This is a genomic window from Serratia sp. JKS000199 (assembly GCF_900215455.1).
In the GTDB taxonomy this organism is placed as follows: Bacteria; Pseudomonadota; Gammaproteobacteria; order Enterobacterales; family Enterobacteriaceae; genus Serratia; species Serratia ureilytica.
Window position 1 is genome coordinate 4,615,193 of the sequence record NZ_LT907843.1, and the last position, 24,075, is coordinate 4,639,267.

Consider the following 24,075-nt stretch of genomic DNA (forward strand, 5'->3'; position numbering starts at 1 on the left):
CCCCTACGAATTAAAATAATCAGGTACGAGAAGAAGAAATGAAGACAGAAGGGTTACTCGCGCAGCGCATCGTTAACGTAAAAAGTTCGGCCATCCGTGAATTGCTTAAGCACAGCAAGATGGAACACGTCATTTCGCTGGCGGGCGGCATCCCCTCTGATGCGCTGTTCGATTTCGAAGGATTGAGCATCGCCACCCAGCAGGCGATCACCGAACAGCCGAAAAGCGCATTCCAGTATGGCCTGACCGAGGGCAGCCCGCTGCTGCGTGAGCGCATTTGCGCGCTGTGCGCCGAGCGCGGCGTCACCGCGCGCGCAGAAGAGGTGATGGTCACCGCCGGCTCTCAGCAGGCCCTGGATTTGGTGATGCGCGCCATCGTCAACCCGGGCGACGTGTTCGTGGTGGAGCGCCCGACCTACCTGGCGGCGCTGCAAACGCTGGAACTGGCGGAGGCCAACATCATGTCGGTCTCGTCCGACAGCGACGGCATGGTGGTGGAAGAGCTGGCCGAGCTGCTGAAAACCCAGCGCATCAAGGGCGTGTACGTGGTGCCGAACTTCGGCAACCCCAGCGGCATCACCCTCAGCGCCGCGCGCCGCGAACTGCTGGTGAAGCTGGCCGCCGAACATAACTTCCTGATCATCGAAGACGATCCGTACGGCGAGCTGCGTTTCACCGAAGAGCGCCATCCGACGCTGCATCAGGTGTCGCAGCAGGTGCTGGGCAACACCGACCACATCATCTATACCTCGACCTTTTCCAAGATCCTGGCGCCGGGCCTGCGTTTGGGCTGGGCGATCCTGCCGCCGTTCCTGCTGCATAAAGTGGCGATCATCAAACAGGCGGCGGATCTGCACGCCAGCGCCCTGTCGCAGAGCATCGTCGAATGCTACCTTGGCCTGGATCGCCTGCCGGCGCAGATCGACAAGATCCGCGCCGCCTATAAACACAAGGGCGAGATCCTGGCCGGTTTGGTGGAGCAGGAGCTGGGCGACTACATCACCTTCGATAAACCGAAGGGCGGCATGTTCCTGTGGGCGCGTTTCCGCCAGCCGTTCAACGCCACCGAATGGCTGAACACCACGCTGCAGCAGGGCGTGGTGTTCGTGCCGGGGGAATACTTCTTCTCCGACAACCCGGATCGTTCGACCTTCCGCCTGTCGTTCGCCACCGCCACCGAGCAGCAGATGCAAGAAGCGGTCGCGCGCCTGCGCCGTTCGCTGTAATCCTCGCGGCGGCGGAGCCCATGCCCGCCGCCGACATCAAACCGCCATCTTCACTTCACCTTGCCGTCATGTGGCTGTCATCTAACGGTTATTTTTCTGTCATCCGCGCATGGCATGTTAGCTTCCGAACAAAAAACTGATTCTTTTCGCTCACGCGCTTTTACACCAGCTTTTTCAGGAGTTAGGCATGCTCACCTACGCTATTCGCAAAACCACGCTGTGCGTCGCATTGACCCTGGCGGTCAGCGCACAGGCGCTGGCGGCGACAGAAATCCCGTTCTGGCATTCGATGGAAGGCGAACTGGGTAAAGAAGTGGACTCTCTGGCGGATCGCTTCAACCAGTCGCACAGCGACGTCAAGATTGTGCCGGTTTATAAAGGCAACTACGAACAGAGCCTGGCGGCGGGCATCGCCGCTTACCGCTCCGGCAAGGCGCCGGCGATCCTGCAGGTTTACGAGGTGGGCACCGCCACCATGATGGCCAGCAAAGCCATCAAACCGGTCTATGAAGTGTTTAAAGAGGCCGGCATCAACTTCGACGAGTCGGTGTTCGTGCCGACGGTGGCCGGCTATTACACCGACAACAAGAGCGGCCATCTGCTGTCGCAGCCGTTCAACAGCTCCACGCCGGTGCTGTACTACAACAAAGACGCCTTCAAAAAGGCCGGCCTGAACCCGGAACAACCGCCGAAAACCTGGCAGGAACTGGCGGCGGATACCGCCAAACTGCGCGAAGCCGGCATGAAGTGCGGTTACGCCAGCGGCTGGCAGGGCTGGATCCAACTGGAGAACTTCAGCGCCTGGCACGGCGTGCCGTTCGCCAGTGAAAACAACGGCTTTGGCGGCACCAGCGCCAAGCTGGAGTTCAACCAACCGCTGCAGGTCAAACATATTGCGCTGCTCGAAGCGATGAACAAGAAGGGCGACTTCACCTATTTCGGCCGCAAAGACGAATCCACCGAGAAGTTCTATAACGGCGACTGCGCCATCACCACCGCCTCATCCGGTTCGTTGGCGGACATCAAGCACTACGCCAAATTCAACTACGGCGTCGGCATGATGCCGTACGACGCCGACGCGAAAAATGCGCCGCAAAACGCCATCATCGGCGGGGCCAGCCTGTGGGTGATGAACGGCAAAGACGCCGCCACCTACAAGGGCGTGGCCGAATTCCTGCAGTACCTGGCGCAGCCGGAAATCGCCGCCGAATGGCACCAGAAGACCGGCTATCTGCCGATCACCACCGCGGCTTACGATCTGACCAAGCAGCAGGGCTTCTACGACAAGAACCCGGGTGCTGACGTCGCCACTCGCCAGATGCTGAACAAGCCGCCGTTGCCGTTCACCAAGGGCCTGCGCCTGGGCAACATGCCGCAGATCCGCAGCGTGGTGGATGAGGAGCTGGAAGGCGTGTGGACCGGCAAGAAAACGCCTCAGCAGGCGTTGGACGCCGCCGTGCAGCGCGGTGACGTGCTGCTGCGCCGCTTCGAAGCTTCGACCAAGTAACCCCGCGTCGCGGGCCCGGTAGACCGGGCTCGCGTCTTCACGCCGATCCTTCCGTACCCGATTAATGGTTTAACTGCTATGTCATCTTCCCGTCCCGGTTTCGGCTGCAGCTGGTTGCCCTATGCGCTGGTGCTGCCGCAGTTGCTGATTACCGCCGTCTTCTTTTTATGGCCCGCCGGCGAAGCGCTGTGGTATTCGGTGCAGAGCCTCGATCCGTTCGGCCTGTCCAGCCAGTTTGTCGGGCTGGATAACTTTAAACAGCTGTTCCAGGATCCTTACTACCTCGACTCGTTCTACACCACGCTGATCTTCAGCTTCCTGGTGGCCGGCATCGGGCTGGCGGTTTCGCTGTTCTTCGCTGCGCTGGTGGACTACGTGCTGCGCGGCAGCCGCCTCTATCGCACGCTGATGATCCTGCCCTACGCGGTGGCGCCGGCGGTGGCGGCGGTGCTGTGGATCTTTCTGTTCAACCCCGGTCTGGGGTTGATCACCCATTTCCTCAACGGTCTGGGCTATAACTGGAACCATGCGCAAAACAGCGGCCAGGCGATGTTCCTGGTGGTGCTGGCCTCGGTATGGCAGCAGATAAGCTATAACTTCCTGTTTTTCCTCGCGGCGCTGCAGTCGATCCCGCGTTCGCTGGTGGAAGCGGCGGCCATCGACGGCGCCGGCCCGGTGCGGCGTTTCTTCCATCTGGTGCTGCCGCTGATCGCGCCGGTGAGCTTCTTCCTGCTGGTGGTCAATCTGGTGTACGCCTTCTTTGATACTTTCCCGGTGATCGACGCCGCCACCGGCGGCGGGCCGGTGCAGTCCACCACCACGTTGATCTACAAGATCTACCGCGAAGGCTTCGCAGGGTTGGATCTCTCCAGTTCCGCCGCGCAGTCGGTGATCCTGATGTTGCTGGTGATCGGCCTGACGGTGATCCAGTTCCGCTTCGTTGAACGTAAGGTGCGCTACCAATGATTGAGAATCGACGCGGGCTGGATGTCTTCAGCCATGTGATGCTGATTATCGGCGTGCTGGTGGTGCTGTTCCCGCTGTACGTGGCCTTTGTCGCCGCCACGCTGGACGACAAACAGGTGTTTCAGGTGCCGATGACGCTGGTGCCCGGCGGTCACCTGTGGGAGAACATCCGCAATATCTGGCAGGGCGGCGTGGGCAACCTCAAGGTGCCGTTCTCGCTGCTGCTGCTCAACAGCGTGATCATGGCGCTGGCGATCACCTGCGGCAAGATCGCGGTGTCAGTGCTGTCGGCTTACGCCATCGTGTATTTCCGTTTCCCGCTGCGCAGCCTGTTTTTTTGGCTGATTTTCCTCACCCTGATGCTGCCGGTGGAAGTGCGCATTTTCCCGACGGTGGAGGTGATCTCCAACCTCAACCTGCTGGACAGCTACACCGGCCTGACGCTGCCGCTGATGGCCTCGGCCACCGCGACCTTCCTGCTGCGCCAGTTCTTCATGACGCTGCCGGATGAGCTGCTGGAGGCGGCGCGCATCGACGGCGCCGGGCCGATGCGTTTCTTCTGGGACATCGTGCTGCCGCTGTCGAAAACCAATCTGGCGGCGCTGTTCGTCATCACCTTTATCTACGGCTGGAACCAATACCTGTGGCCGATCCTGATCACCAGCGACGCCTCGATGGGCACCGCGGTGGCGGGCATCAAGAGCATGATCTCCACTTCCGGCGCGCCGACCCAGTGGAACCAGGTGATGGCGGCGATGATTCTGACTTTATTGCCACCGCTGGCGGTGGTGCTTCTGATGCAGCGCTGGTTTGTGCGCGGTCTGGTTGATAGCGAGAAATAACGACGATGGCAGGATTAAAACTACAGGCGGTCACCAAGTCTTACGACGGTAAAACGCCGGTGATCAAACAGATCGACCTCGACGTGGCGGACGGTGAATTCATCGTGATGGTCGGCCCGTCCGGCTGCGGCAAATCCACGCTGCTGCGGATGGTGGCCGGACTGGAGCGCACCACCAGCGGCGATATCTATATCGATACCCGGCGCGTGACCGATCTGGAGCCCAAGGATCGCGGCATCGCGATGGTGTTCCAGAACTACGCGCTCTATCCGCACATGAGCGTGTACGACAACATGGCTTACGGCCTCAAGATCCGCGGTTTCGGCAAGGAGCATATCCGCCAGCGAGTGGAGGAAGCGGCGCGCATCCTGGAGCTGGAGCCGCTGCTCAAACGTAAACCGCGCGAACTTTCCGGCGGCCAGCGCCAGCGCGTGGCGATGGGGCGCGCCATCGTGCGCGAACCGGCGGTGTTCCTGTTCGATGAACCGCTGTCCAACCTGGACGCCAAGCTGCGGGTGCAGATGCGCCTGGAGCTGCAACAGCTGCACCGACGCCTGAAAACCACCAGCCTGTACGTGACTCACGACCAGGTGGAGGCGATGACGCTGGCGCAGCGGGTGATCGTAATGAACAAGGGCGTGGCGGAGCAGATCGGCACCCCGAGCGAGGTGTATCAGCGGCCGGCTTCGCTGTTCGTCGCCGGCTTTATCGGCTCGCCGGCGATGAACCTGTTGCCCGGCACCCTGAGCGCCGACGGCGGCCAGCTGCTGCTGGCGGACGGCATGACGCTGCCGTTGCCGGCGGCCAAGCCGCAGTGGGCGGGGCGGCAGTTGACGCTGGGCATTCGGCCGGAGCATATTCAGCTGGTGGCGCAAGGCCAGGGCGTGCCGCTGCAGCTGCAGACGCTGGAACTGCTGGGGGCCGACAATCTGGCGCACGGCCAGTGGGGCGGTCACGGGGTGATCGCGCGGTTGTCGCATGAAACCTTGCCGACGGCGGGCAGTACGCTATATTTGCAGCTGCCTGCTCAGGCGCTGCACTTCTTTGACACCCACAGCGGATTACGGATGGATTGATGACGAGACCCTGGCCTTACCCTCATATTGTCGCCCACCGCGGCGGCGGTTCTCTGGCGCCGGAAAACACCCTGGCGGCGATCGACGTCGGCGCGCGCCACGGCCACAAGATGATCGAGTTCGACGCCAAGCTGGCGCAGGACGGGCAAATTTTCCTGCTGCACGACGACACGCTGGATCGCACCAGCAACGGTTGGGGCGTGGCGGGCGAGCTGCCGTGGGACAAACTGGTGCAGCTGGACGCCGGCAACTGGTACAGTTCGGCCTTCAAGGGCGAGCGGCTGCCGCTGCTGTCGGAGGTGGCGGAACGCTGCCGGGAACACGGCCTGATGGCCAATATCGAGATCAAACCGACCACCGGCAGCGACGATGAAACCGGGCGGGTGGTGGCGCTGGCGGCGCGGTTGCTGTGGCAAGGGCAGACCGACCCGCTGCTCTCCTCCTTCTCGGTGGAAGCGTTGGCGGCGGCGCAACGCACCGTGCCGGACTTGCCGCGCGGCCTGCTGCTGGAGGCCTGGGACGACAACTGGCGCGAGCTGACGGAGCGTCTGGATTGCGTCTCGCTGCATATCGACCACAAAGCGCTGACCGCTGAGCGGGTGAAAGCGTTGAAAGACGCCGGTCTACGCATTCTGGTGTATACCGTCAACCAACCGGATCGCGCGCGTCTGCTGCTCGACTGGGGCGTTGACTGCATTTGCACCGACCGGATAGATTTGATTGGCCCGGATTTTTAATCCGGCGCCGATGAATCCCGCGACGACAAGCCTTGCCGCCGCACCACCGGAAGGAATGCGATGCCTGGCTTTATCCTGTCACTGTGGCACCAGATCGTGCTGTCTTTACCGCTGTTCGTCCTGATCGCGTTGGGTTATGGGCTGATTCGCTGGGGGAAATGGCCTTCCAGCATCACCGATGGCCTGACGCGCTTCGTGTTTTCCCTCGCCTTGCCCGCCATGTTGTTTCGCATGATGTGCGACTTCTCGCAGCGCCCGGCGGTCGACGCCCGGCTGTTGATCGCGTTCTTTGGCAGCTGCCTGATCGTGTTTGTGCTTGGCCGCCTGGTCGCCCGGCACCTCTTCCGGCTAGATGGCGTCGCCGGATCGGTGTTTGCGCTGGGCGGTATTTTCTCCAATAACGTGATGCTCGGTTTACCGATCGCCAGCGTAATGCTGGGGCAGGCGGCGATCCCGTCGGTGGCGCTGGTGCTGGTGTTCAACGGCCTGATCCTGTGGACGCTGGTGACGGTATCGATCGAATGGGCGCGCAACGGCTCGCCGACGCTGAGCGGCTTCGCTAAAACCGCGCGCAGCGTGCTGACCAACCCACTGATCGTCGGCATTCTGTCCGGCACCTTGTTCAGCCTGACCGGCCTGCCGCTGCCGACCTTCGTCGATCGGCCGGTCAGCATGCTCGGCCAGGTGGCGGCGCCGCTGTCGCTGGTGGTGCTCGGCATGGGCCTGGCGGAGTACCGCATCAGCGAAGGCTGGCAGCTGAGCAGCGCCATCTGCGTGCTGAAGCTGCTGGTGCAGCCGCTAGTGATTTGGCTGCTGGCCTGGATGATGGATTTGCCGCCGATGGAGACCCGCGTTGTGGTGCTGTTGGGCTCAATGGCGGTGGGGGTGAACGTCTACCTGATGTCGCGCCAGTTCAATACGCTCACCGGCCCGGCCGCCACCAGCCTGGTGATGTCCACCGTGCTGGCGGCGATCACCACGCCGCTGTTCCTCACCGTTATGGGCGTGCGGGCGTAGCCGGCATCGGCGCCTGCGGCACCGCCGGCGCGGTGCGATTGAACGGATCGCGCGGCTGGTTGCCGTTAGGCAGCAGTTGCCCGCCGTTCGGCGTGGTTTGCATCAGCTGTTGCCGCTGATTGTCGAACTGTCGCTGCTGCTGGAGGCGGCGTTGATCCATCTGCCGGTTGTTCAACAAGCGCTGTTGCTGCGCCTGCTGGCTGTTTTGGTTGAGTAACTGCTGCTGTGAGCGCAGGTCGGTTACGCCGTTGGCCGCCGCCGCCAACCCAGGCAGCAACAGCAGAGCGAACAGAATGTGAGAAGTTTTCATGATGGTTACCTCGCCTTTTTATTAAGCCTAACTCAGCGGTGAAATTTTGCCGGTAGTTTGTATTTTGTTCAGATGTAAACCGCCTTTCATCCCCTTATGCGTCCATCTTCCGTTACAATCGCCCTTTCGGTCTTTTTAGGGTGAACCCATCGTGCTGCTTTTGGTTATAACCACCATCCTGTGGGCATTTTCTTTCAGCCTGATCGGCGAGTACCTGGCGGGCCATGTCGACAGCGGGTTCTCGGCGCTGGTGCGCATCGGGCTGGCGGCGCTGGTGTTCCTGCCGTTTCTGCGTTGGCGCAATATCAAGCCCAGGGTGATCCTGCTGTATATGCTGGTGGGCGCCTTCCAACTGGGCATCATGTATCTGTTCAGCTTCCGCGCCTATCTCTACCTGACGGTACCCGAATTCCTGCTGTTCACCGTGTTGACGCCGCTGTACATCACGTTGATCTACGACTTGCTGAGCGGCCGCCGTCTGCGCTGGGGCTACGTCTTCAGTGCGCTGCTGGCGGTGCTGGGCGCGGCGATCATTCGCTATCATCAACTGAGCGAACACTTCTGGTGGGGGCTGTTGCTGGTGCAGGCGGCGAATATCAGCTTCGCCATCGGCATGGTCGGCTATAAGCGCCTGATGGAAGTGCACCCCTTGCCGCAGCACACCGCCTTTTCCTGGTTCTACCTGGGGGCGGCGGCGGTGGCGGTGGTGGCCTGGTTCCTGTGGGGTAACCCGCAGCAGCTGCCAACCACCAACCTGCAGTGGGGCGTGCTGATCTGGCTGGGCGTGGTGGCGTCGGGACTGGGTTACTTCATGTGGAACTATGGCGCGACTCAGGTCGATGCGGGCACGCTCGGCATCATGAACAATATGCATGTGCCGGCCGGTTTGTTGGTCAATCTGGCCATCTGGCAACAGCAGCCGCACTGGCTGAGCTTTATCATCGGTGGGGCGGTGATCGTCGCTTCGCTGTGGGTGCATCGCCGCTGGGTAGCGCCGAAACAGCTTGGCTAAACGAGTGGGCCACCCCGGAACGGGGGGCCCGAATGTTTATACGCCGGCCGCCAATGCTTTGGCGCCGGTCGCGCCGGGGCGTGCGGCATCGCGTACAAACGGCAGATGATCGCAGGCGTGCTGGCGGGCCGAGCGGATAAAGGCTTCGGTCACCGCCTGGCGCTGTTCGCCGTCGCGCACGGCGGCGTACAGGCGGCTCCACAGGCCGTCACCCAGGGTTTTGGTCACCACCAGCCCCTGACGTTCGAAACTCTCCACCACCCAATGCGGCAGCGCCGCAATCCCCATCCGCGCCGAGACCATCTGGATCAGCAGCAGCGTGTTATCGACGTTCTTCAACGCCGGGTTGACGCCCGCCGGCTGCAGGAAATGCCGCCAGATATCCAGCCGCTGGCGCTGCACCGGGTAAATCAACAGCGTTTCATCGCTCAAGTCTTCCGGCTCGATGTGCGGCTTGCCGGCGAGCGGATGATCCGGCGCCAGCACCAGACGCACCTCAAAATCGAACATCGGCGAATAGTGCAGGCCGCTGCGCGGCAGGATATCCGACGTCATCACCAGATCCAGCTCGCCCTGTTGCAGGGCCGGCTGCGGATCGAAAGTGACGCCGGAGGTGAAGTCCATCACCACCTGCGGGAAACGCTGGCGGAAGTTGTCCAGCGCCGGCGTTAGCCACTGAATGCAGCTGTGGCATTCGATGGCGATGCGCAGCGTGGTTTGATGCGGCTCGTGGCAGGCCTGCAGCGCCTGCTGGATCTGCGGCAGCACCTGTTCCGCCAGCTGCAGCAGGATCTCGCCCTGGGCGGTGAAGCGCAGGGGCTGGCTCTTGCGCACGAACAGCTTGAAGCCCAGACGTTGTTCAAGATCGCTGAACTGGTGCGACAGGGCAGACTGCGTCTGATGAAGTTGGGCCGCCGCCCCCGCCAACGAACCGCTGTTGCGCAGAGCCTGCAGCGTCCGTAAATGTTTCAGTTCGATCATGAGAGTCCTTCACATTGACAGTGAATAAATTGCGCTTGTGGTTAATACAGTACCTGCTGATTATGGATGTGTAAACATCTGGACGGCTAAATGGGGAATATGACGATGGCAATTTTGAATCACACACTGGGTTTTCCTCGCGTTGGGCTACGACGTGAGCTGAAAAAAGCTCAGGAAAGCTACTGGGCCGGCAACTCAACGCAGGAAGAGCTGTTGGCGGTTGGCCGCGAGCTGCGCGCTCGTCATTGGCAGCAGCAACGGCAGGCCGGGGTGGATTTGGTGCCGGTCGGCGATTTCGCCTGGTACGATCATGTGTTGACCACCAGCCTGCTGCTGGGCAACGTGCCGGCGCGCCATCAGAATGCGGATGGCTCTATTGATCTGGACACGCTGTTCCGCATCGGCCGTGGCCGCGCACCGACCGGCGAGCCGGCGGCCGCGGCGGAAATGACCAAATGGTTTAACACCAACTATCACTACATGGTGCCCGAATTCCAGCAAGGCCAGCAGTTCAAGCTGGGCTGGACCCAACTGCTGGACGAAGTGGACGAAGCGCTGGCGCTGGGGCATCACATCAAGCCGGTGTTGCTTGGCCCAGTGACTTATCTGTGGTTGGGTAAGGTGAAGGGCGAGCCGTTCGACCGCCTGTCGCTGCTGAAAGAGATCCTGCCGGTTTACCAGCAGGTGCTGGCGGAGCTGGCGAAGCGCGGCGTCGAGTGGGTGCAAATCGACGAACCTGCGCTGGTGCTGGAGCTGCCGCAAGCCTGGCTGGACGCCTTCAAACCGGCGTATGACGCGTTGCAGGGGCAGGTTAAGTTGCTGTTGACCACGTATTTCGACAGCGTCGGCCACAACCTCGACACCATTCGTACGCTGCCGGTGCAGGGGCTGCACGTCGATCTGGTCGCCGGCCATGACGATATCGCCGCGCTGAGCGCCGCATTGCCGCAAGACTGGCTGCTGTCGCTGGGCGTGATCAACGGCCGCAACGTTTGGCGCGCCGATCTGAGCCGCTGGTTCGAACGTCTGCAGCCGCTGGTGGGACAGCGCCCGCTGTGGATCGGCACCTCCTGTTCACTGCTGCACAGCCCGATCGATCTGAGCGTGGAAAGCCGTCTGGACGAAGAAGTGAAAAGCTGGTTCGCCTTCGCCCTGCAAAAATGCGCCGAGCTGGCGCTGTTGAGCTCGGCGCTGAACGCGCCTGAGGCGACGAAACAGGCCGAGCTGGACGCCTACAGCGCGCCGATCCGCGCCCGCCGCCAGTCAAGCCGCGTGCATAACCCACAGGTTGAGCGCCGGCTGGCCGCGATCACCGCGCAGGACAGCGAACGCCATAGCGCTTACGCCGAGCGCGCCAGGGCGCAGCGCGAGCGTTTCAACCTGCCGGCCTGGCCGACCACCACCATCGGTTCGTTCCCGCAGACCACCGAGATCCGCGGCCTGCGTCTGGACTTCAAACAGGGCCGTTTGGACGGCAGCAACTACCGCACCAGCATCGGTGAGCACATCAAACAGGCGATCGTCGAGCAGGAGCGCCTCGGGTTGGACGTACTGGTGCACGGTGAAGCCGAGCGCAACGACATGGTGGAATATTTCGGTGAGAACCTCGACGGCTTCGTGTTTACCCAGAATGGTTGGGTGCAGAGCTACGGTTCCCGCTGCGTGAAGCCGCCGGTCATCATCGGTGACGTCAGTCGCCCGGAAGCTATCACTGTCGAATGGGCCAAATTCGCCCAGTCGCTGACCGACAAGCCGGTAAAAGGCATGTTGACTGGGCCGGTGACCATCCTGTGTTGGTCGTTCCCGCGTGAAGACGTGACCCGTGAAGTGATTGCCAAGCAGATTGCGCTGGCGCTGCGCGACGAGGTGGAGGATTTGGAAAAAGCCGGCATCGGCATCATTCAGATCGACGAACCTGCGCTGCGCGAGGGGCTGCCGCTGCGACAATCCGACTGGGCCGCCTACCTGAACTGGGCGGTGGACGCCTTCAAATTGAACGCCGCCGTGGCGCAGGATGACACCCAGATCCACACCCACATGTGTTACTGCGAGTTCAACGACATCATGGACTCCATCGCCGCGCTGGACGCCGACGTGATCACCATCGAGACCTCGCGTTCCGATATGGATCTGCTGGAAGCCTTCAAAGAGTTCGAATACCCGAACGAAATCGGGCCGGGCGTCTACGATATCCACTCGCCGAACGTGCCGAGCGTGGAATGGATCGAAGCGCTGCTGCGTAAAGCGGCGCAGAACATCCCGGCGGAACGCCTGTGGGTCAACCCCGATTGCGGCCTGAAAACTCGCGGTTGGCCGGAAACCCGGCAGTCGCTGGCCAACATGGTATTGGCGGCGCAGCGCCTGCGCGAGCACGCGTGATGCCGCGCGGCGGGTAAACCGCCGCAGATAGATTTACTGGTGTGATGATTGGGCGCTTCGGCGCCCTTTTTTATGCGAGGAGGATTACTTGACGCCGTGCTGGGCGAACCACGCCAGCATGCGCTGCCAGCCGTCTTCCGCCGCTTCGGCGTTGTAGCTGGGGCGATAGTCGGCGTTGAATGCGTGCCCGACGCCAGGATACACCACGATTTCGGCATCGGCGTTGGCGGCGCGGATCGCCTGACGCATGTTTTCCACCGTATCCAGCGGAATGCCGCTGTCCTGCCCGCCATACAGCCCCAGCACCGGCGTTGACAAGTGTGTGGCGACATCGACCGGATGCTTCGGCGAATTCAGCGTTTTTTCACCCACCAGTTTGCCGTACCAGGCGACGGCCGCTTTTAACTGCGGGTTGTGCGCTGCGTACAGCCAGGTAATGCGGCCGCCCCAGCAAAAACCGGTGATCGCCAGCTTGCCGGCGTCGCCGCCGTGGCGGATAGCCCAGTGCGCGGCGTGATCCAGATCCGACAGCACCTGACGATCCGGCACCTTGGTCACCAGCTGCTGGAACAGCTCGCCGATATCGGTGTAGTCGTTGGCGTCGCCCTGGCGGAAATAGAGCTCGGGGGCAATCGCCAGATAGCCCTGTTTGGCCAGACGACGGCACAGATCCTGAATATGTTCATGGACGCCGAAGATTTCCTGCACCACCAGCACGATGGGGAAGGGGCCGTTGTGGTCGGCGGGTTTGGCGACGTAGGCCGGCAGCGCGTCTCCCTGGGAAGGAATAGTCGTTTGCCCGGCGTGAATGCCCTGTTCATCGGTGATAATCGCGGAGGCGGCTACCGGCGCGGCGGCCGGGGCGAATCCTCCCTGAGCCTGTTCTAATGTCATCACATGTTCGGTTTTCATTGCGGTCTCCGTGCAATAGAAAAAAGCGCTGAGATTAACTATAGGAAAGATTACCCATTATTGGCGCTGCGTGGCGCACTTTCGGACAAGTCGATAAAAAACGGCTAATTATCTGGCTTTACGGCATTTTTAAGCGCTTTTTATCATGTTATTACGCGTTTTGGCCCGCGTAAGTGCCATAAGGTGCGTTAGAGGGCTTTTTTGTCCCTAAGCAACCGATAAGATGGGGGTATTTCGAATTGATGAGCTAAATAGTTTCAGCCGGCAATCAACGGGCAGGGAGCGGCAAGGTTTGTCGGCTAGACTGAGGTTTAGCGGTGCGTTCTGGATGCCTTATAGTGCTTTTTTTTGTGATAAAAATCACAAAAAATATGTAGCATGTAATTTGTTTCTCTTTTCATAGTGACTATCGTCACGAAATTAAGCGGCGATTTTCAGTAGAGTGCTTTTTTGTTCCTCCCAATAAACATGATCCATGAGGAGTCTCGTATGTCTCAGTCTGATGTTTTTCATCTCGGCCTCACCAAGAACGATTTACAAGGGGCCCAGCTTGCCATCGTGCCGGGCGATCCGCAGCGCGTAGAGAAGATTGCCAAGCTGATGGAAAATCCGGTGCATCTGGCCTCCCATCGTGAATTCACTACCTGGCGCGCAGAGCTGGACGGCAAGGCGGTGATCGTCTGCTCCACCGGCATCGGCGGCCCGTCTACCTCTATCGCGGTGGAAGAGCTGGCGCAGCTGGGCATCCGCACCTTCCTGCGCATCGGCACCACCGGCGCCATTCAGGCGAACATCAACGTCGGCGACGTGCTGGTCACCACGGCGGCGGTACGTCTCGACGGCGCCAGCCTGCACTTTGCGCCGATGGAGTTCCCGGCGGTCGCGGACTTCGCCTGTACCACCGCGCTGGTGGAAGCGGCCAAGGCCAGCGGCGCTACCACGCACATTGGTGTGACCGCCTCTTCCGATACCTTCTATCCGGGCCAGGAACGTTACGATACCTACTCTGGCCGCGTGGTCAGCCGTTTCAAAGGCTCGATGGAAGAGTGGCAGGCGATGGGCGTGATGAACTATGAAATGGAATCTGCCACGCTGCTGACCATGTGCGCCAGCCAGGGCCTGCGCGCCGGCATGGTGGCCGGGGTGATCGTCAACCGCACCCAGCAAGAGATCCCGAACGCCGAAACCATGAAAAACACCGAAAGCAAAGCGGTGCAGATCGTGGTGGACGCCGCCCGCCGTCTGCTGTAATCGCCTTACCCCCAGCGGGCCGCCGACGCGGTCCGTTTTTCCATTCGCGGCTAATCTGTTACGGTGATACTCCTCAGCGCTGCGCCGATGGCTGCCGCGCGTTGTCAGAACAAAAACAACGAGGACGTTTATGACCGCCCAGATCCTGCTTCATCCTTCGCTTGCGCCGCTCGACGGCGGCATTAACTTCCGTGACTTCGGCGGCAACGGCGTGGCCGACGGGCGCCGCATCAAACGCGGCCTGCTGTTCCGCTCCGGTTCTCTCGAGCGGCTGACGGAAAACGACTGCACTTTCCTCGCTGGGGTGCCGGTGCGTTCGGTGCTGGACTACCGCGATGCCGACGAAGTGCAGGCCAAACCGGATATTCTGTGGAATGGCGCCGACTATCACCACGTGCCGGCCAACCCGCTGAGCAGCGAAGTCAACGCCAACCTGGAAAAGCTCACCAACGAAACGCTGGCCGCTTTCGACGCCCGGGCGTTCATGCTGGAGCTGTATCGCCGCCTGCCGTTCGGCAATGCGGCCTATCAGCGGTTGGCGCAGCTGTTGAGCAACCCCGGCGGCGGCGCAATCGTGCAACACTGCGCGGTCGGCAAGGATCGCACCGGGGTCGGTTCGGCGCTGGTGCTGTTCGCGCTGGGGGCCGACGAAGCGACGGTGCTGGAAGACTATCTGCTGACCGAAACCACGCTGGCCGCTTTCCGCGAGCAGATGCTGGATCAGCTGTCTATCAAGTTGAATGCGGCGGCGCTGGAGCAATTCGCCTACGTGCTCAGCGCGCGCGAGGAGTTCCTGATGACGGCGCTGGGCTGCATCCGCCAACAATACGGCTCCACCGACCGCTGGCTGGAAGCGGAATACGGCCTGGGCGCGGCCCAGCGCGAAGTGCTGCGGGCGTTCTACCTCGAGTAAATTGCCGCGTGTTTAGCCGGGGTTTAACTCGCCCCGGCTTATCCTAGGCGGCGAACCATCGCGTATCAGGAGCCCTGCATTGAGCCTCAATGACGTTATCAACTGGGTCAGCGACGTCGTGCGTCAGCACGAAGGCTGGGCCATTCCCATCATCTTCTTCCTGGCGTTCGGCGAGTCGCTGGCGTTTTTGTCGCTGCTGCTGCCGGCCACGGTGATCCTGCTGGCGCTGGGCGCGCTGATCGGCGAAAGCGGCATCGCCTTTTGGCCGATTTGGGCCGCCGCCGCCGCCGGGGCGTTTTTCGGCGACTGGCTCTCGTACTGGATCGGCTACCACTATCAGGATCGGGTGGCCCATATGTGGCCGCTGTCGCGCAATCCGCAGCTGCTGGCGCGCGGCCACGCCTTCTTTGAGCGCTGGGGCGTGCTGGGCATTTTCATTGGCCGCTTCTTCGGCCCGCTGCGCGCCGTGGTGCCGCTGGTGGGGGGCATTTGCGGCATGCCGCAGCGCTACTTCCAGTTGGCCAACGTCACGTCGGCGATGATCTGGGCGTTCGGCATTCTGGCGCCGGGGGCGTTCGGCATCAAGTGGCTCAGCCAGTGGCTGGGCTGATTTCTCGCTAAATTGCGCAGCGCCGCGCAATATTGTGCGCGGCGGGCAAAATCAGGCTGGACATCCATACAGCCTCCCCTTAACGTGACGGGCAATGGGCGTGCGAAACGCCGGAACGGCAAGGTGCAACAGGAGGCAGGGTGGATACCAGTCTGATTTATGGGATTGGCGGCGTCGCGATCGGCATGCTGTTAGGGTGGCTGATCGCCAGTCTGCGAGTGCAGCAGACGAACGCGCAACATGAAACCGAACTGCGGTTGCTGGAGCAAGCGTTGCAGCAGGCGCAGCAGGAGACGGCCGTGCGGCAGGAGGCCCTGCTGCGCCACGAACAGCAGTCGCGCCAGAACGAGCTGGAGCTGCGCAACCTGCACAGCCAGCTGGCGGCCGGGCATGAAAAACTGCAACAGCTCAACCATTGGCGCAACGAATGCGAGCTGCTCAACCAAGAGCTGCGCGCCCAGCGCGAGGTGAACAGCGCGCAGGAGGCCGAGCTGCGCGAAGTCACCATCCGTCTGGAAGAGACGCGCATGGCGGCGGAGGAGAAGCAGCGTCTGCTGATCAACAGCGAACAGCGCCTCACCACCCAGTTTGAAAACCTCGCCAACCGCATTTTTGAACACAGCGGCCGCAAGGTGGACGAGCAAAATAAGCAAAGTTTGGATCGGTTACTGCTGCCGCTGCGCGAACAACTGGACGGTTTCCGCCGACAGGTGCAGGACAGCTTTGGCCAGGAGGCGCGTGAGCGCCACACGCTGACGCACGAGATACGCAATCTGCAGCAGTTGAATGCGCAAATGGCGCGTGAGGCCATCAACCTCACCAAGGCGCTGAAAGGCGACAACAAGACCCAGGGCAACTGGGGTGAAGTGGTGCTGAGCCGGGTGCTGGAGGCCTCCGGCCTGCGCGAAGGGCACGAGTATGAAACGCAGGTCAACGTGCGGGTAGATCATCAGAGTCGCATGCAGCCCGATGTGATCGTGCGCCTGCCGCAGGGCAAGGATGTCGTGATCGACGCCAAGATGTCGCTGATCGCCTACGAGCGCTATTTCAACGGTGAAGACGAGGCGGAGCGCGAAGCGGCGCTGAGCGAACATATCGCTTCGCTGCGCGGCCACATTCGCATGCTGGGCCGCAAGGACTACCAGCAGCTGCCGGGGCTGCGTTCGCTGGACTATGTGCTGATGTTCATTCCGGTCGAGCCGGCCTTCCTGCTGGCTATCGATCGCGAGCCGGAGCTGATCAGCGAAGCGCTCAAGCACAACATCATGCTGGTCAGCCCGACCACGTTGCTGGTGGCGCTGCGTACCATCACCAACCTGTGGCGCTATGAGCATCAGAGCCAGAATGCCCAGCGCATCGCCGAGCGTGCGGCGAAACTGTATGACAAGATGCGGCTGTTCGTGGACGATATGTCCGCGCTGGGGCAGAGCCTGGACAAGGCGCAGGGCAGTTATCGTCAGGCGATGAACAAACTGAGCGAAGGCCGTGGTAATCTTATCGGCCAAATTGAAGGTTTCCGCGCGCTGGGGGTTGAGGTCAAGCGGCCGATAAACCCGCTGCTGGCGCAGCAAGCCGGCGCGCAACACGATGAAGCGGAAGAGGCGAACGACGACGAGGTCGCCGCGCTGCCGCAGACGAACGACGATGATGATACCACCGGGGAACCGGGCTTCGTTTCGCACGGCTGAGGCCGTGGCGAGGTGGGGTATTCCTCGGGCTTCTGGTACACTCATCCACACAAAATTGACTGAATAGCAGGCAGGACAATGGCAGATCAATCGCAGGAAACCACCGATTTCGGTTTTCGCACCGTCGCTAGAGACGAAAAACAGGCCATGGTGGCGGACGTTTTTCATTCGGTAGCGGCAAAGTATGACGTGATGAACGACCTGATGTCGTTCGGCATCCACCGTATCTGGAAGCGTTTCACCATTGACTGCAGCGGCGTGCGCCGCGGGCAGCGCGTGCTGGATCTGGCCGGTGGCACCGGCGACCTGGCCGCCAAGTTCTCCCGCATGGTTGGCGAGCAGGGGCAGGTGGTGCTGGCGGACATCAACGATTCGATGCTGAAGATGGGGCGCGAGAAGCTGCGCGATCGCGGCATCGTCGGCAACATCAATTACGTGCAGGCCAACGCCGAGGCGCTGCCGTTCCCGGACAATTACTTCGATTGCATCACCATCTCCTTTGGCCTGCGTAACGTCACCGACAAAGACAAAGCGCTGCGTTCGATGTTCCGCGTGCTGAAGCCGGGCGGCCGCCTGTTGGTGCTGGAGTTCTCCAAACCGCTGCTGGCGCCGCTGAGCAAAGCTTACGACGCATACTCTTTCCACGTGCTGCCGAAGATCGGCGAGCTGGTAGTGAAAGATCCGGACAGCTATCGCTATCTGGCGGAATCGATCCGTATGCACCCCGATCAGGAAACCCTGAAGGGCATGATGGGCAACGCCGGTTTTGAAAACGTCACCTATTTCAACCTGACCGGTGGGATTGTCGCCCTGCATCGCGGCTTCAAGTTCTGAGAGGGAGATGCCGATGCTGTTTACCCCTCTGCTGACCGGTGCGCTGGAAACCTCGCTGAATAACCTGCTGTTTCGCGATCGCAGCATGAAAGCCGCTCGCCAACGCCTGGCGGGCAAGGTGCTGCGCATCGAACTGGAAGAGTTGGCTTCACCGCTGGTGCTGGTGTTCAGCGAACTGCGCGTGGATGTGCTGGGGCAGTCTGAAGACAGCGCCGATTGCACGGTGCGCAGCCGCATTCCCTCCTTACTGAAGCTGCGCGATCGCCAGCAGTTGCCGGTGCTGATGCGCAGCGGCGAATTGACGGTGGAAGGGGATATTCAGGTGGTGCAACAGCTGGTTGGCCTGCTCGATCTGGCGGAGTGGGATCCGGCGGAATGGCTGGCGCCCTATATCGGCGATATCGCCGCTCAAGGCATTACGCAGGCGCTGGGCAAAGGTGCTTCGTTACTCAAGGCCGGATTGATGCGTCGGCAGCAAGACATGGCTGAGGCGCTGACGGAAGAGTGGCGTCTGGCGCCGGGGCCGCTGGAAGTGGTGTGGTTCAATGAAGAAGTGGATGCGCTCGCCCGCAGCGCGGAAGCGCTGATTGCCCGCATGGATAAGTTGGAGGGCAAGCGATGACCCCAGGCGAACTGCGCCGTTTGTATTTTATCGTCCGCGTTTTTCTCAGCTATGGGCTGGACGAGCTGATCCCGACAATGCGTTTGACGCTGCCGCTGCGCTTCGGCCGCCGGCTGCTGTTCTGGATGCCTAATCGGCACAAGGACAAACCGCTGGGCGAACGTCTGCGGCTGGCGCTGCAGGAATTGGGGCCGGTCTGGATCAAGTTCGGCCAGATGATGTCTACCCGCCGCGATCTGTTCCCGCCGCACATTGCCGATCAGCTGACGCTGCTGCAGGATCGGGTGGCGCCTTTCGACGGTGCGCTGGCGCGCAAGCATATCGAGCTGGCGATGGGCGGCCCGCTGGAAACCTGGTTCGACGACTTCGAGCAGCAGCCGCTGGCGTCCGCCTCGATCGCGCAGGTGCATACCGCGCGGCTGAAAACCACCGGCCAGGAAGTGGTGCTGAAGGTGATCCGGCCGGATATCGGGCCGATTATCAAAGCCGACGTGCGCTTGATGTACCGGCTGGCAGGCTGGGTGCCGAAGCTGTTGCCGGACGGCCGCCGCCTGCGTCCGCGCGAAGTGGTGCGCGAGTACGAAAAAACCCTGCTGGACGAATTGAACCTGCTGCGCGAAGCGGCCAACGCCATTCAGCTGCGTCGCAATTTCGACGGCAGCCCGATGCTGTACGTGCCGGAAGTTTACTCCGACTACTGCCGCGAAAGCGTGTTGGTGATGGAGCGTATCTACGGCATTCCGGTCTCGGACATCGCCACGCTGGAGCAGCAGGGCACCAACATGAAACTGTTGGCGGAACGCGGCGTTCAGGTGTTCTTTACCCAGGTATTCCGCGACAGCTTCTTCCATGCGGACATGCATCCCGGTAATATTTTCGTCAGCTACGAACATCCGGAAGATCCTTGCTACATCGGCATCGACTGCGGCATCGTCGGTTCGTTGAACAAGGATGACAAACGCTATCTGGCGGAAAACTTCATCGCCTTCTTCAACCGCGATTACCGCAAGGTGGCGGAACTGCACGTCGACTCCGGCTGGGTGCCGCGCGACACCAACGTGGAAGACTTCGAATTCGCCATCCGTACCGTGTGCGAACCGATTTTCGAGAAGCCGCTGGCGGAGATCTCCTTCGGCAACGTGCTGCTGAACCTGTTCAACACCGCGCGCCGCTTCAATATGGAAGTGCAGCCGCAGCTGGTGTTATTGCAGAAGACCTTGCTGTATGTTGAAGGGCTGGGGCGTCAGCTTTACCCGCAGTTGGATCTGTGGACCACCGCCAAGCCGTTCCTCGAGAGTTGGCTGCGCGATCAGGTCGGCATTCCCGCCGTGGTGCGCGCGCTGAAAGAGAAGGCGCCGTTCTGGGCGGAGAAACTGCCCGAGCTGCCCGAGCTGTTTTACGACAGCCTGCAGCAGCATAAACTGTTGCAACAAAGCGTTGATAAGCTGACCAACCAGATGCAGGCTCAGCGGGTTCGTCAGGGGCAGTCACGTTATTTGTTCGGCGTTGGCGCTACACTGTTGGTAAGCGGCACGCTGTTGCTGCTGGGGCAAATCGAGGTGTTCCCCGCCTGGATGATGGCCGCCGGCATCGTATGCTGGGTGATTGGCTGGAAGCGAACCACCTGATTTAATTCGTTACTCTGGTGAAGTCGGCTCTATAATGCGGGCTGGCTTTAAAAGACCCCTTAAAATTAGAGGTAATTAAAATGGGCGGTATTAGTATTACGCAATTGTTGATCATCGCAGTGATCGTGGTGCTGCTGTTCGGCACCAAAAAACTGCGCACGCTGGGTTCCGATCTCGGCGCCTCGATCAAGGGCTTCAAAAAAGCGATCGGTGACGATACGCCGTCGACCCCCAACACGGCTGAAAAAAGCAGCCTGGATGACGCTGATTTCTCGGCCAAGCCTATTACCGATAAGCAGCCGGAAGTGAAACCGGAAGAGTCGAAGAACAAAGAGCAGGTATAAACCGTGTTTGACATTGGGTTTAGTGAGCTGCTGCTGGTGCTGGTGATCGGCCTGGTTGTTCTGGGGCCGGAACGCTTGCCGGTTGCGGTCAGAACGGTATCGGGCTGGATCCGCGCGCTGCGCTCGCTGGCGGCCTCGGTGCAGCACGAACTGTCTCAGGAGCTGAAGCTGCAGGAGCTGCAGGACAGCCTGAAGAAAGCCGAACAGGCCGGCCTGCAGAACCTGACGCCGGAGTTGAAGGCGTCGATGGATGAGCTGAAAGACGCGGCGGAATCCTTGAAACGCACCTACCGGGGCGAGAAAGAAGAGCTGGCGAACACCATCCATAACCCGCAGGCCATCGATCCGGAAGCCTTGCACGACGGCGTGACGCCGGCGGAAGCGGCAACCAGCGCCAGCGCGCCCGCCGCCGTGCCAAAACCGGCAGTGGAACCTGAAGCCGTCGTGGCTGCGCCAGTGGCGGCGCAACCCGCTAAAGCGCCGGTGGAAACCGCGCCTGCTCCTGTCGAACCTGTTGCGGATAAAACCCCAGCGTCTCACCAACCTAGTGGCGATCGTTAATACATGGCTGTTGAAGATACCCAACCCCTTATCAGTCATCTGATAGAGCTGCGCAAGCGGCTGTTGAACTCGATTATTTGCGTACTGGCGGTGTTCGTGGTGCTGGTGTTTTTCGCCAACGACATCTACCAGCTGGTTTCTGCGCCGCTGCTCAAGCAGTTGCCGGCCGGCGCGAGCATGATCGCCACCGACGTGGCGTCACCGTTTTTCACCCCGATCAAGCTGACCATGATCGTTTCGGTGTTCGTCTCCGCGCCGATGATCCTGTATCAGGTATGGGCGTTCATCGCGCCTGCGCTGTACAAGCATGAACGCCGCCTGATGATGCCGTTGCTGGTGTCCAGCAGCCTGTTGTTTTACCTCGGCATGGCTTTCGCCTACTTCATCGTGTTCCCGCTGGCCTTCGGCTTCTTCGCCAAGACCGCGCCGATGGGGGTGACCATTGCGACCGACATTAAAAACTACCTCGATTTCGTCATGGCGCTGTTTATGGCGTTTGGCGTCGCCTTCGAAGTGCCGGTCGCCATCATTCTGCTGTGCTGGAGCGGCGTCACTTCGCCGGAAGACCTGAAGAAGAAACGGCCGTATGTGTTGGTCGGCGCGTTTGTGGTCGGCATGTTGTTGACGCCGCCGGACGTGTTCTCGCAAACCCTGCTGGCGATACCGATGTATCTGCTGTTTGAAGTGGGGGTATTCTTCGCTCGCTTCTATACCGGCAAACGCCGTCCGCAGGCGGAAGACGACGACGAGGGTGACGAACCCCCAGCGCCCTGATCCTCATTGATTGCGAAGCCGCCCATAGGGCGGCTTTTGCTTTGGAAAAAACCATGTTTGATATCGGCGTTAACCTCACCAGCAGCCAATTCGCCAAAGACCGCGAGACCGTGGTGGAGCGCGCCCGCGCGGCGGGCGTTACCGGGATGCTGATTACCGGCACCGATCTGCCGGAGAGCCGCGAGGCCGCCATGCTGGCGCAGCAGCATGCGGGCTATTGCTGGTCCACCGCCGGTGTGCATCCGCATAACGCCGGCAGCTGGGATGAACGCAGCGCCGAGCAGATTTATGCCCTGGCCGCCGGCCCAGAAGTGGTGGCGATCGGTGAATGCGGTCTGGATTTCAACCGCAACTTCTCGACGCCGGAGCAGCAGGAAGCGGCGTTCAGTGCGCAACTGGCGCTGGCGGCGGAGTTGGCGCTGCCGGTGTTTCTTCACTGTCGCGACGCACACGCACGTTTTGCCGAGCTACTGACGCCGTGGTTGGATAAACTGCCCGCGGCCGTGGTGCACTGCTTCACCGGCACCGCCGAAGAATTAGCAAGCTGCCTGTCGCTGGGCCTGTCGATCGGGATTACCGGTTGGGTATGCGACGAGCGGCGCGGTCTGGAATTGCGCGCCCTGCTGCCGCAGATCCCGGCTGAGCGTCTGCTGCTGGAAACTGACGCCCCTTATCTGTTGCCCCGGGATTTACAGCCTAAACCCGCATCTCGCCGCAACGAACCCTGTTTCCTGCCCCACATCGTGCATCAGGTCGCCGTCTGGCGGCAGGAAGAGCCGCAATGGCTGGGGCAAAAAACCGATGAGAACGCCCGCCGGCTATTCCGGCTGGTTTGAGCTAGGAGAAAACTATGAGCTATGCATTTCCGGGCACCTTTCCTGGTCGCCGTATGCGCCGCGTGCGCCGTCATGACTTCAGCCGCCGTCTGGTCGCCGAGAACCAACTGACGGTCAATGACCTGATTTATCCGGTGTTCGTCATGGAAGGCAGCAACCGCCAGGAAGAAGTGGCCTCGATGCCGGGCGTATCGCGCATGACGATCGATCTGCTGGTCAAGGAAGCGGAAACCATCGCCAAACTCGGCGTGCCGGTCATCTCCCTGTTCCCGGTGATTGAACCGGGCTTGAAGTCGCTGCATGCGGAAGAAGCCTACAACCCGGAAGGGCTGGTGCAGCGCACGGTGCGCGCGCTGAAAGACGCGGTGCCTGAGTTGGGCATTCTGACCGACGTAGCGCTCGATCCCTACACCACCCACGGTCAGGACGGGGTGATCGATGAGCAGGGCTACGTGATTAACGACGTGACCAAAGACATTCTGGTGCGTCAGGCGCTGTCTCATGCCGAAGCGGGCGCGGAAATCGTGGCGCCGAGCGACATGATGGACGGCCGTATCGGGGCGATCCGCGATCGTCTGGAGCTGCAGGGCCTGGTGAACACCCAGATCATGGCCTACTCCGCCAAGTACGCTTCCTGCTATTACGGTCCGTTCCGCGATGCGCTGGGTTCCAGCGGCAACCTGAAAGGCGGCAACAAAAAGACCTATCAGATGGATCCGGCCAACAGCGATGAAGCGCTGCAAGAGATTGCGCAGGATCTGCAGGAAGGCGCGGACATGGTGATGGTGAAACCGGGCATGCCTTACCTGGATGTAGTGCGCCGGGTGAAGGATACCTTCGGTGTGCCGACTTTCGCTTATCAGGTGTCCGGCGAGTACGCCATGCACATGGCGGCGATTCAGAACGGCTGGCTGCAGGAGCAGCCTGCGGTGATGGAGTCGTTGATGTGCTTTAAACGCGCCGGCGCCGACGGCGTGCTGACCTACTTCGCCAAACGTGTCGCCCAATGGCTGCATGAAGAAGCGCTGCGCCGCTAAGCGCGATACCGT

Annotated in this window: 24 protein-coding genes; 21 read left to right on the top strand and 3 right to left on the bottom strand. The window is 61.1% G+C overall.

Translation table 11 applies throughout. The features are described 5' to 3' along the window. Positions 1 to 38 precede the first annotated feature (38 nt). From CPH57_RS21845 to CPH57_RS21875, 7 genes are all read left to right on the top strand, one after another. Entirely contained in the window at positions 39 to 1,226 is a 1,188-nt protein-coding gene (locus CPH57_RS21845) for a PLP-dependent aminotransferase family protein (protein ID WP_033652643.1), read from the top strand. A 187-nt stretch (positions 1,227 to 1,413) separates the two neighbouring features. Beyond that, on the top strand, positions 1,414 to 2,733 hold the full coding sequence (ugpB, locus tag CPH57_RS21850) for a sn-glycerol-3-phosphate ABC transporter substrate-binding protein UgpB (RefSeq protein ID WP_033644983.1): 1,320 nt from the start codon (positions 1,414 to 1,416) through the stop codon (positions 2,731 to 2,733). A 78-nt stretch (positions 2,734 to 2,811) separates the two neighbouring features. Then, positions 2,812 to 3,699, top strand: a complete 888-nt coding sequence (gene ugpA, locus CPH57_RS21855; RefSeq protein WP_015376293.1) for a sn-glycerol-3-phosphate ABC transporter permease UgpA — start codon at positions 2,812 to 2,814, stop codon at positions 3,697 to 3,699. After that, entirely contained in the window at positions 3,696 to 4,541 is an 846-nt protein-coding gene (ugpE, locus tag CPH57_RS21860; protein WP_033638989.1) for a sn-glycerol-3-phosphate ABC transporter permease UgpE, read from the top strand. The genes ugpA and ugpE overlap by 4 nt, the downstream gene beginning before the upstream one ends. 5 nt (positions 4,542 to 4,546) lie before the next feature. Beyond that, the gene (locus CPH57_RS21865; protein ID WP_060434765.1) at positions 4,547 to 5,617 is read left to right on the top strand and encodes a sn-glycerol-3-phosphate import ATP-binding protein UgpC; all 1,071 of its coding nucleotides are present in this window, start codon (positions 4,547 to 4,549) and stop codon (positions 5,615 to 5,617) included. Next, positions 5,617 to 6,354, top strand: coding sequence for a glycerophosphodiester phosphodiesterase (gene ugpQ / locus CPH57_RS21870; RefSeq protein WP_033644980.1), 738 nt, complete (start codon positions 5,617 to 5,619; stop codon positions 6,352 to 6,354). The genes CPH57_RS21865 and ugpQ overlap by 1 nt, the downstream gene beginning before the upstream one ends. A 60-nt stretch (positions 6,355 to 6,414) precedes the next feature. Then, positions 6,415 to 7,371, top strand: coding sequence for an AEC family transporter (locus CPH57_RS21875; RefSeq protein WP_096242718.1), 957 nt, complete (start codon positions 6,415 to 6,417; stop codon positions 7,369 to 7,371). Here the strand turns inward: CPH57_RS21875 and CPH57_RS21880 are convergent. After that, complete coding sequence (locus tag CPH57_RS21880; protein WP_033644978.1) at positions 7,352 to 7,681, bottom strand: hypothetical protein; 330 nt, start codon at positions 7,679 to 7,681, stop codon at positions 7,352 to 7,354. The two genes, CPH57_RS21875 and CPH57_RS21880, sit on opposite strands and share 20 nt — an antisense overlap. A gap of 151 nt (positions 7,682 to 7,832) precedes the next feature. Here CPH57_RS21880 and CPH57_RS21885 point away from each other — a divergent pair, with 151 nt between their 5' ends. Continuing rightward, positions 7,833 to 8,693 carry a carboxylate/amino acid/amine transporter gene (locus CPH57_RS21885; RefSeq protein WP_096242719.1) on the top strand — a complete coding sequence of 287 codons (861 nt, stop codon included), beginning with the start codon at positions 7,833 to 7,835 and terminating at the stop codon, positions 8,691 to 8,693. Positions 8,694 to 8,729: 36 nt separating this feature from the next. On the opposite strand, the gene metR is transcribed toward CPH57_RS21885, so the two are convergent. Continuing rightward, positions 8,730 to 9,674 carry an HTH-type transcriptional regulator MetR gene (gene metR / locus CPH57_RS21890; RefSeq protein WP_016929455.1) on the bottom strand — a complete coding sequence of 315 codons (945 nt, stop codon included), beginning with the start codon at positions 9,672 to 9,674 and terminating at the stop codon, positions 8,730 to 8,732. A gap of 90 nt (positions 9,675 to 9,764) precedes the next feature. Between metR and metE the strand changes: the two genes are divergently transcribed. Beyond that, positions 9,765 to 12,053 (top strand): 5-methyltetrahydropteroyltriglutamate--homocysteine S-methyltransferase, encoded by a 2,289-nt coding sequence (gene metE, locus CPH57_RS21895; protein WP_172428014.1) that lies wholly within the window; start codon positions 9,765 to 9,767, stop codon positions 12,051 to 12,053. 84 nt (positions 12,054 to 12,137) lie between these two features. Here metE and CPH57_RS21900 read toward each other — a convergent pair whose 3' ends face one another. After that, positions 12,138 to 12,965, bottom strand: coding sequence for a dienelactone hydrolase family protein (locus tag CPH57_RS21900; protein ID WP_033652652.1), 828 nt, complete (start codon positions 12,963 to 12,965; stop codon positions 12,138 to 12,140). Positions 12,966 to 13,454: 489 nt separating this feature from the next. On the opposite strand from CPH57_RS21900, the gene udp reads away from it, so the two are divergent. From udp to hemB, 12 genes are all read left to right on the top strand, one after another. Beyond that, on the top strand, positions 13,455 to 14,216 hold the full coding sequence (gene udp / locus CPH57_RS21905; RefSeq protein WP_004934432.1) for a uridine phosphorylase: 762 nt from the start codon (positions 13,455 to 13,457) through the stop codon (positions 14,214 to 14,216). Positions 14,217 to 14,346: 130 nt separating this feature from the next. Further along, positions 14,347 to 15,129, top strand: coding sequence for a tyrosine-protein phosphatase (locus CPH57_RS21910; RefSeq protein WP_033644975.1), 783 nt, complete (start codon positions 14,347 to 14,349; stop codon positions 15,127 to 15,129). A 79-nt stretch (positions 15,130 to 15,208) separates the two neighbouring features. Further along, the gene (locus tag CPH57_RS21915) at positions 15,209 to 15,739 is read left to right on the top strand and encodes a DedA family protein (RefSeq protein WP_004934438.1); all 531 of its coding nucleotides are present in this window, start codon (positions 15,209 to 15,211) and stop codon (positions 15,737 to 15,739) included. A 140-nt stretch (positions 15,740 to 15,879) separates the two neighbouring features. Continuing rightward, the gene (gene rmuC / locus CPH57_RS21920; RefSeq protein WP_033644974.1) at positions 15,880 to 17,427 is read left to right on the top strand and encodes a DNA recombination protein RmuC; all 1,548 of its coding nucleotides are present in this window, start codon (positions 15,880 to 15,882) and stop codon (positions 17,425 to 17,427) included. 78 nt (positions 17,428 to 17,505) lie between these two features. Continuing rightward, positions 17,506 to 18,261: a bifunctional demethylmenaquinone methyltransferase/2-methoxy-6-polyprenyl-1,4-benzoquinol methylase UbiE gene (gene ubiE / locus CPH57_RS21925; protein ID WP_004934443.1), complete on the top strand. Its 756-nt coding sequence runs from the start codon at positions 17,506 to 17,508 to the stop codon at positions 18,259 to 18,261. Positions 18,262 to 18,274: 13 nt separating this feature from the next. Then, the gene (locus CPH57_RS21930) at positions 18,275 to 18,883 is read left to right on the top strand and encodes an SCP2 domain-containing protein (RefSeq protein WP_033644973.1); all 609 of its coding nucleotides are present in this window, start codon (positions 18,275 to 18,277) and stop codon (positions 18,881 to 18,883) included. Then, positions 18,880 to 20,511, top strand: a complete 1,632-nt coding sequence (gene ubiB, locus CPH57_RS21935; RefSeq protein WP_033644971.1) for a ubiquinone biosynthesis regulatory protein kinase UbiB — start codon at positions 18,880 to 18,882, stop codon at positions 20,509 to 20,511. The genes CPH57_RS21930 and ubiB overlap by 4 nt, the downstream gene beginning before the upstream one ends. A gap of 80 nt (positions 20,512 to 20,591) precedes the next feature. Next, a complete protein-coding gene (gene tatA / locus CPH57_RS21940) occupies positions 20,592 to 20,855 on the top strand; it encodes a Sec-independent protein translocase subunit TatA (protein ID WP_004934452.1) in 264 nt (87 codons plus the stop codon). Positions 20,856 to 20,858: 3 nt separating this feature from the next. Next, on the top strand, positions 20,859 to 21,416 hold the full coding sequence (gene tatB / locus CPH57_RS21945) for a Sec-independent protein translocase protein TatB (RefSeq protein ID WP_033644970.1): 558 nt from the start codon (positions 20,859 to 20,861) through the stop codon (positions 21,414 to 21,416). A gap of 3 nt (positions 21,417 to 21,419) precedes the next feature. After that, positions 21,420 to 22,190 (top strand): Sec-independent protein translocase subunit TatC, encoded by a 771-nt coding sequence (tatC, locus tag CPH57_RS21950; RefSeq protein WP_033644968.1) that lies wholly within the window; start codon positions 21,420 to 21,422, stop codon positions 22,188 to 22,190. A 53-nt stretch (positions 22,191 to 22,243) separates the two neighbouring features. Further along, entirely contained in the window at positions 22,244 to 23,026 is a 783-nt protein-coding gene (gene tatD, locus CPH57_RS21955) for a 3'-5' ssDNA/RNA exonuclease TatD (protein ID WP_046688567.1), read from the top strand. Positions 23,027 to 23,040: 14 nt separating this feature from the next. Then, on the top strand, positions 23,041 to 24,063 hold the full coding sequence (gene hemB / locus CPH57_RS21960; protein WP_042783470.1) for a porphobilinogen synthase: 1,023 nt from the start codon (positions 23,041 to 23,043) through the stop codon (positions 24,061 to 24,063). Positions 24,064 to 24,075 lie beyond the last annotated feature (12 nt).